The 7,205-nt window shown below is 66.8% G+C and carries 9 protein-coding genes and 1 pseudogene; 1 reads left to right on the forward strand and 9 read right to left on the reverse strand.

The features are described from left to right. The 5 genes from NKI06_RS30410 to cbiE all read right to left on the reverse strand — a co-directional run. Nucleotides 1-485, reverse strand: a 485-nt coding sequence (locus NKI06_RS30410; RefSeq protein WP_502900631.1) for a nucleotide-binding protein, incomplete at its 3' end; no start/stop codon positions are given. Next, on the reverse strand, nt 482-1,288 hold the full coding sequence (gene cobA / locus NKI06_RS30415) for a uroporphyrinogen-III C-methyltransferase (RefSeq protein WP_023670838.1): 807 nt from the start codon (nt 1,286-1,288) through the stop codon (nt 482-484). The genes cobA and NKI06_RS30410, both read right to left, overlap by 4 nt. Then, a complete protein-coding gene (gene cobM / locus NKI06_RS30420; RefSeq protein WP_023670837.1) occupies nt 1,285-2,049 on the reverse strand; it encodes a precorrin-4 C(11)-methyltransferase in 765 nt (254 codons plus the stop codon). Before cobM ends, cobA begins: the two co-directional genes overlap by 4 nt. Next, nucleotides 2,046-2,432 (reverse strand): cobalamin biosynthesis protein, encoded by a 387-nt coding sequence (locus tag NKI06_RS30425; protein ID WP_023712695.1) that lies wholly within the window; start codon nt 2,430-2,432, stop codon nt 2,046-2,048. Before NKI06_RS30425 ends, cobM begins: the two co-directional genes overlap by 4 nt. Beyond that, nucleotides 2,429-3,655, reverse strand: coding sequence for a precorrin-6y C5,15-methyltransferase (decarboxylating) subunit CbiE (cbiE, locus tag NKI06_RS30430; protein ID WP_352987902.1), 1,227 nt, complete (start codon nt 3,653-3,655; stop codon nt 2,429-2,431). Before cbiE ends, NKI06_RS30425 begins: the two co-directional genes overlap by 4 nt. A 208-nt stretch (nt 3,656-3,863) precedes the next feature. Between cbiE and NKI06_RS30435 the strand changes: the two genes are divergently transcribed. Next, a complete protein-coding gene (locus NKI06_RS30435; RefSeq protein WP_352987903.1) occupies nt 3,864-4,622 on the forward strand; it encodes a cobalt-precorrin-6A reductase in 759 nt (252 codons plus the stop codon). Here the strand turns inward: NKI06_RS30435 and NKI06_RS30440 are convergent. From NKI06_RS30440 to NKI06_RS30455, 4 genes and pseudogenes are all read right to left on the reverse strand, one after another. Then, entirely contained in the window at nt 4,586-5,350 is a 765-nt protein-coding gene (locus NKI06_RS30440) for a precorrin-3B C(17)-methyltransferase (RefSeq protein ID WP_352987904.1), read from the reverse strand. The two genes, NKI06_RS30435 and NKI06_RS30440, sit on opposite strands and share 37 nt — an antisense overlap. Continuing rightward, nucleotides 5,347-6,120 carry a precorrin-2 C(20)-methyltransferase gene (locus NKI06_RS30445; protein ID WP_352887461.1) on the reverse strand — a complete coding sequence of 258 codons (774 nt, stop codon included), beginning with the start codon at nt 6,118-6,120 and terminating at the stop codon, nt 5,347-5,349. The genes NKI06_RS30440 and NKI06_RS30445 overlap by 4 nt, the downstream gene beginning before the upstream one ends. Continuing rightward, on the reverse strand, nt 6,117-6,749 hold the full coding sequence (locus tag NKI06_RS30450; RefSeq protein ID WP_352987905.1) for a precorrin-8X methylmutase: 633 nt from the start codon (nt 6,747-6,749) through the stop codon (nt 6,117-6,119). Before NKI06_RS30450 ends, NKI06_RS30445 begins: the two co-directional genes overlap by 4 nt. 2 nt (nt 6,750-6,751) lie before the next feature. Next, nucleotides 6,752-7,205: pseudogene (locus NKI06_RS30455) on the reverse strand (precorrin-3B synthase); the annotation flags it as partial.

The following is a 7,205-nucleotide window of genomic DNA, read 5'->3' on the forward strand; positions in this document are numbered from 1 at the left end:
CTTTTTTTAATTCCACGCGGGCGCTGGGGTTTGACACGTAGCCCGTCTTCCCCCCCGTCGGTTTTTTGGCACCAACCCCGGGGCCGGCGGCGGCCCCCGGCCGTCGACTGTCCCGAGACGTCGAGCACCAAAAGCACCGGCAGGTGGTAGAGCCGCGCCAGATCGGCGGCCGAGCCGGTGCGGCCTTGTCCGGCCGGGATGCCGTCGAACAGGCCCATCGCGCTTTCGAGGAAGATAAAATCGGCATCCTCGGTGGCATTGCCGGCCAACGCGTTGAGCAGGTCAGGCGACATCGCCCAGCTGTCCAGGTTGACGCCGGACAGACCGGTTGCGGCGGTATGAAAACCCGGATCGATATAGTCGGGGCCGGACTTGGCGCCGCGCACCTTGATGCCGCGCCGGGCGAGCGCGCGCAAAATGCCGATGGTGACGCTGGTCTTGCCGGAGCCGGAACGCGGCGCGCCGATGATGATGGCGCGGGTCATGCGTTACCCGCCAGTGCTGCGCGCATGGCGACGATGCCGCCGACGACAATGAGGGCCGGCGAGGCCAATTCCGCCGCGGCGGCCGCTTCGGAAATGGTGGCGAGTGTCGCGACGACGGTCCGCTCCTGCGGTGTCGTCGCCGAAACGATGACAGCCGCCGGCGTCGACGGCGCCAGCCCGCCTTCGAGCAGCGACGCGGCGATAACAGGCAGATTGGCCATGCCCATATAGATGACCACCGGCTGGCCGGTGCGGGCGATCGCGCCCCAGTCGAGATCGTCATCTGTGCCGGCGGCATGACCTGTCGCCAGGATGATCGCCTTGTTGATGCCGCGCATGGTTGCGGGAATGCCGGTGGCGGCCAGCGCGCTCAGCCCCGATGTCAGGCCGGGCAGGACGCGGAACGGGATTTTTTCGCGCGCCAGCGCCAGCGCCTCTTCGCCGCCACGGCCGAAAATATAGGGATCGCCACCCTTCAGCCTGATGACGCGGCGGCCATCGCGCGCCAGCCGCACCAGCAGAGCGGTGATGTCGTCCTGCTTCATCGACGGCTTGCCGCCGCGCTTTCCCGCAAAGAACAGTTCGGCCTTTTCCGCGACAGCGACGACGTCGGGCGAGACCAGCGCGTCGTAGACCAGCGCATCTGCCTCGGCTAAAGCCGCCAGCACTTCCAGCGTCAGGCAGCCGGGATCGCCGGGGCCGGCGCCGGCCAGCCAGACATGGCCCGGCTCAAGCCGGCGCGGCTTGAAGTTCAGCCGGGCAAGGGCCTGTTCGAGCGTGGTGTTTTCGCTTTTACCGCTCACAATCCGTCCCGTCCCCGGAAACGCCGCTGATAGTGGGCGTCGTACAATGAACTCTCGTCAAAACCTTCCGCTGCCAGCGAGCGGCCGACGAAGATGATCGCCGTGCGCTCCATCGGGTCGGCGGCGAGCAGTGCCTCGATCGTGGCGAGCGTGCCGGTCAGCACGCGCTCGTCCGGCCATGAAGCGCGAAAGACGATCGCCACCGGGCAATCGCCGCCATAATGCGGCGACAATTCGGCGACGACTCGGTCGATGGCGTGGATGGCGAGATGAATGGCCAGCGTCGCGCCGGTGCGGCCGAAGCCGGCCAGCGTTTCGCCCGGCGGCATTTTCGAGGCGCGGCCGGAGACGCGGGTCAGCACCAGGCTTTGCGCCACCTCGGGAATGGTCAGTTCGCGGCGAAGGGCTGCGGCTGCGGCGGCGAAAGAGGGAACGCCCGGCGTCAGCGTGTAAGGAATGCCGTGTTTTTCCAGCCGGCGGATCTGCTCGGCCACGGCGCTCCACACCGAGAGGTCGCCGGAATGCAGGCGGGCGACATCGTGGCCGGCCTGGTGGGCTGTCACATATTCGACCTCGATTTCGTCGAGTGACATCGGCGCCGTATCGATCAGTTTGGTCCCCGGTGCGCAGTGTTGCAGCAATTCCGGCGCGACGATCGAGCCGGCATGCAGACAGACCGGGCAGCTTGCCAGCAGCTTGGCGCCGCGCAGTGTGATGAGGTCGGCGGCACCGGGACCGGCGCCGATGAAATGCACGGTCATGGCGCGTCTCCGCTGATGGCGATGGCGCAGGTGACCGGGCCGAGCACGGTGCGTGGACCAAGCAGCTTTGCACCGGGGCCGGCAACGGCAAGGGCGGAGGCTTCTGAGACGGAGGGTGTGCCGGCGAGGTCCTGCGAGAGATCGGATTTGCTGAGTGCCTCCGACGAGACGGCCTGAAGTGCTGCGTCATCAACGATGATGACGGGAAGGTGAAGCGTGCGGCCAGCGGCAGAGATCGCTTCTTCGTCTTTCTTGAGCGCGGCGGTCGCCAAGGCCGACAGCGCCGTTATCGCCAGCCCGTGCGCTTCGAGGGCGGTTTCGATCGCCGCGAGCACGTCTTCGACGCTCACGCCCTTCCGGCTGCCGATGCCCGCCACCATCATGGCTTCACCCAGCTCCACTGGGTGACCGGCATGGCCGGGCGCCAGGCCTGCATCGAACCGACAGGAGAAGCGCGGGAAATGGTGATGCGGGTAAGGTCGCCGCCGCGCTTGATGTGCTCCGCGAGAAGGAGCGCCTCCATCTCCAGCGTCACCGCATTGGCAACGAGACGGCCACGGGGTGGCAGCGCCTTAATGGCGGCGTTCAGCACGCCGGCGTCGCTGCCACCTCCGCCGATGAAGATCGCATCCGGCCTGTCCAGCCCGGCCAGTGCCTTGGGCGCCGACCCTTCCACCACGACAAGACCGGGCACGCCGCAATGCGCGGCGTTGCGGACGATGCGGGCGGCGCGGTCGCTGTTGGCCTCGATGGCGATGGCGCGCGTCGAGGGGTGAGCGAGCATCCATTCGATGCCGATGGAGCCGGAACCGGCGCCGATGTCCCACAGCAATTCGCCACGCCTCGGCGCCAGCGCCGCAAGCGTGATGGCGCGGATGTCGTGCTTGGTGATCTGGCCGTCGTGCTCGAACAGATGGTCGGCGCGGCCAACGGTCAGCGGCAGGATGCGGGCCTCTTGTGTCGATTCAAGCTCAAGCGCCAGCACGTTGAGCGGATTGATGTCTCTGAGATCGAAAGCGTCGGCACGTGCCGAGCGAAGCTTCTCGTTCGGTCCGCCCAGCGCTTCCAGAACGGTCAGCCGCGAACCGCCGAAGTCGAGCTCTGCGAGCAGGCGCGCTATTGTCGCTGGTGCGTCGCCGTCCGATGTCAGCGCCAGGATGCGCGCCCTGGGATGCAGCAGCGGCCGGATCAGATCGAGTGGGCGGCCATGCAGCGAGATCACTTCGATGTCCTGCAACGCCCAGCCGAGCCGTGCGGCGGCCAGCGAAGTCGCTGACGGCGCGGGGATAACATGCATTTGCCCAGGCTTCACCTTGCGGGCAAGCGTAGCGCCGACACCATGGAAGAACGGATCGCCGGAGGCGAGCACGCAGACCTGCCGGCCGGCCAGCGCCAGCACGTCTGCCATGCCGGCATCGAAAGGAACCGGCCAGGCGCGCGCCTCGCCCTTGGCCAGGGAGGCCACCAGCGCCAGATGCCGCTTGCCGCCGAAGACGAATTCGGCTTGCGCGATCAGCCGCTTGGCCTCGTCGCCGAGACCCGCTAAACCGTCCTCGCCGATGCCGACGATTGTAAGCCATTTTGGCGTGGGCTGTTTTTTTGACATGTCGCGCCGCCCCTCATCCGCCTGAGGCGTTCGCCGTTCGAAAAGTCAAGCAATTGACTTTTCGTCTGCCAGCCAGACCACTCCTCACCTCCCCGTGTAGTGACGGGGAGAAGGGAGACGCTCCGGCGCTGACGCCTCCCTCTCCCCGTTCTTCAGGGGGAGAGGGTAGGGGTGAGGGGCAGCGCCGACGCTGTTCAACATGGTGCTCATGAAGAAGATTCTGATCCTTGGCGGCACGACAGAAGCGCGCCAATTGGCCGAAAAACTGGTGGAAGATTTCCGTGTCACTCTGTCGCTGGCCGGCCGCACCGAAAGCCCGGTGGCGCAAGGCGTGCCGGTGCGCAGCGGCGGATTTGGCGGCAATGAAGGGTTGGCCGTCTATCTCAGGGAGACGCGAACCGATCTGCTGATCGACGCGACGCATCCCTATGCCGCGCGAATTTCCGCCAATGCGGCGCAAGCCGCGCAAATGACCGGCGTGCCGATCCTTGCTTTGCGCCGCCCTGGCTGGGAGCCTGTCGATGGCGACCGCTGGACGCAGGCCGATACGACAGGCGATGCGGTGCATGCGCTTGGACCGGCGCCGCGCCGTATCTTCCTGGCGCTTGGTCGCCAAGAGGTCGCGGCTTTCGAGGCGGCGCCGCAGCATCACTACCTCATCCGCAGCGTCGATCCGGTCGAGCCGAAACTGGCGGTGCCGGATGCGGCTTACCTGCTGGGGCGCGGGCCATTCCGCGAGCCGGATGAACACGCACTGCTCGAGGAGCACCGCATCGATGTTGTCGTGTCCAAGAACAGCGGCGGCGAGGCCACCTACGGCAAGATCGCGGCGGCGCGGGCGCTCGGTATCGAGGTGGTGATGGTGCGCAGGCCCATCCTGCCGGAGGTGCCGTCGGCCGAAACTGTCGAAGCATTGGCCGCGATGATCGATCATGGTCTCGACCCCGTCGCGGAACGCGGTGTGTAGACCAGCGCCGGTTTGTCACCGCGCTTGATGATCCTTGTCTCCGGCGAGCCGATGATGATGCAGGTCGCCATGTCGGCCCTTTCCGCCTCGACATCGGCCAACAGAAAAACCTCGATGCGCTCGTCCGGGCGGCCGGCGGCGCGGCCGAAGATGACCGGCGTGGTGCCGGGCAGGATGGCGCGCAGGCATTCGAAGGCGCGGCCGAGCTGCCAAGGGCGCGCCTTGCTGATCGGGTTATAGAGCGCGATGACGAAGCCGGCGCCGGCCGCCGCCAAAAGGCGCAGCTCGATCAGATCCCACGGTTTGAGATTGTCGGACAGCGAGATGGCGCAGAAATCATGGCCGAGTGGCGCGCCGATGCGGGCGGCAACCGCCAACATGGCGGTGACGCCGGGCACGACAGTGACATCGACGGTTCGCCATTCGGCCGGGCCGGCCTCGATCGCCTCACAGACCGCGGCGGCCATGGCAAAGACGCCGGGATCGCCGCCGGAAACGACGGCGACGTCATGGCCCTCGGCAGCCCTGACCAGCGCGTCCTTGGAGCGGGCGAGTTCCTCGCGATTGTCCGAGGCGACGCGGGTTTGGTCGGTGCGAAGATCAAGCCGGTCGAGATAAGGTTTGTAGCCATATAAGAATTTTGCCTGCGCCACGGCCCGGCTCGCCTCCGGCGTCACCTGATCGGCATTGCCTGGCCCAAGGCCGATGACGGTGAGCCGGCCGCTCATGGCTTGGCTTCCATAACGCCAGGCCGGCCGGACCAGCCGGCGACCAGCACGATGGCGAAATAAGGCGCCTTGTCGTCCGGCTTGTCGGCAAGCTTCATCGAGATGCTACCGGCCATGGTGCCGCGCTCGACATAAACGGCGCGGGCGAGCTTGCCGGTGGCCTCCAGCGCCCGCCTGATCTTGGGCAGATTGCGGCCGACCTTCATGATGACGGCGGCGTCGGTGTCGGCGAGACGGCGCGTCAGCTCGAACTCGCTCATCGTGCCGGGCAAAACCGTCAGGACATCGTCGCCCTGGACGATCGGCACGCCGGTCTGCGACCAGCAGCCCGACATGGCGGTGACGCCGGGGATGACTTCGGTCGGGAAGCGATGGGCGAGGCGGACATGCAGGTGCATGTAGGAGCCGTAGAACAGCGGGTCGCCTTCGGAGAGCACGGCGACCATGCGGCCGGCTTCGAGGTGTTCGGCGACCTTCTCGGCCGACTCCTCGTAGAAATCGGTGATCTGCGAACGGTAGTCGTCGTGATCCTTGTCGATCTCGGTGGTGACGGGATAGAGAAGCGGCAGTTCCAGCATATCCGGCCGGAAGCGCGCCTCGACGATGGCGCGCGCGTTGCTGTTGTTGCCGCGCTTGGCGAAATAGGCAACGACATCGGCCTCGGCCAGGACGCGCGCGGCTTTCAGCGTCAAGAGTTCGGGATCGCCGGGACCGGTGCCGACGCCGACGACGCGGCCTTTTGCCAGATCTTCTTTGACAGCTGCGTTCACAGGCCGGGCCTCGCCAGCGAATTGAGGGCGGCTGCAGTCATGGCGCTGCCGCCAAGCCTGCCGCGCACGATGGCGTAGGGTACGCCATAGGAATTCTCGGCCAGCGCATCCTTGGATTCGGCGGCACCGACGAAGCCGACCGGCATGCCGATGATCGCCGCCGGCTTCGGCGCGCCGTCGCGCAACTTTTCCAGGAGATAGAACAGTGCCGTCGGCGCATTGCCTATGGCGACCACCGAACCGGCCATGCGCTCGCCCCAGAGGTCGATCGCGGCGGCCGAGCGGGTGTTGCCGATCTCCTTGGCGATGTCGTGCGTGCGCGGGGCGCGCAAGGTGCAGATCACCTCATTGCCGGCCGGCAGCCTGGCGCGGGTGACGCCATGCGAGACCATTTCGGCATCGCAGAAGATCGGCGCGCCGGCCGCCAAGGCGCTGCGGGCGGCGGCGACGAAATCGCTGGAGAAAACAAAATGACTTGATGCTTCGACCTGGCCGCAGGCATGGATCATGCGGATGGCGACATCGGCCTCGGCTTCCGAAAAGCGCGACAGATCGGCCTCGGCGCGGATGATGGCGAAGGAGCGCTCATAGATGGCGTTGCCGTCATGGATGTAGTCGTAGGCGGCCATGCTTATTCCTGTCGGTAGCTTTCGGCGATTGCCGCCGGCCCGAGCCTTGTCAGGCAAGCGGCGGCGGTTTCGCCCTGAAATCGTGCGCTGCGGACCATCGCCGCGACGCGACTGACGCCGCGTGCGGCGTCATAGCCCGGCCTGTAGCCCGCAGGAAGGGCCTTTGCCGTCGCGTTCACGACAAGTCCGGCTCCGTTTTCGCCGCCGACGATTGTTAGCGCGGCAGAGCCGGGGTGAGCGCAGCCCTTGGCGCAGCCGGAAATGTGCAGTGTGAAGTCGAGGATATCAGCGTTTTCGGCGGCGATTGTCTCGGCAATATCGCGCGTGGCGATGCGGCCGGATGCGCAGGCAGGAGTGCCGGGGCAGGCGGCGATGCGGGTGCGCGGGTCGGCGGCGGTGGTAACGAAGCCAAGGGCGGCGGCGGTGGCTCGCAGGGGGTGGTTTGCGGACGACGGT

Origin of the sequence: Mesorhizobium sp. M0772, from assembly GCF_040320135.1 — a bacterium.
Taxonomy (GTDB): domain Bacteria; phylum Pseudomonadota; class Alphaproteobacteria; order Rhizobiales; family Rhizobiaceae; genus Mesorhizobium.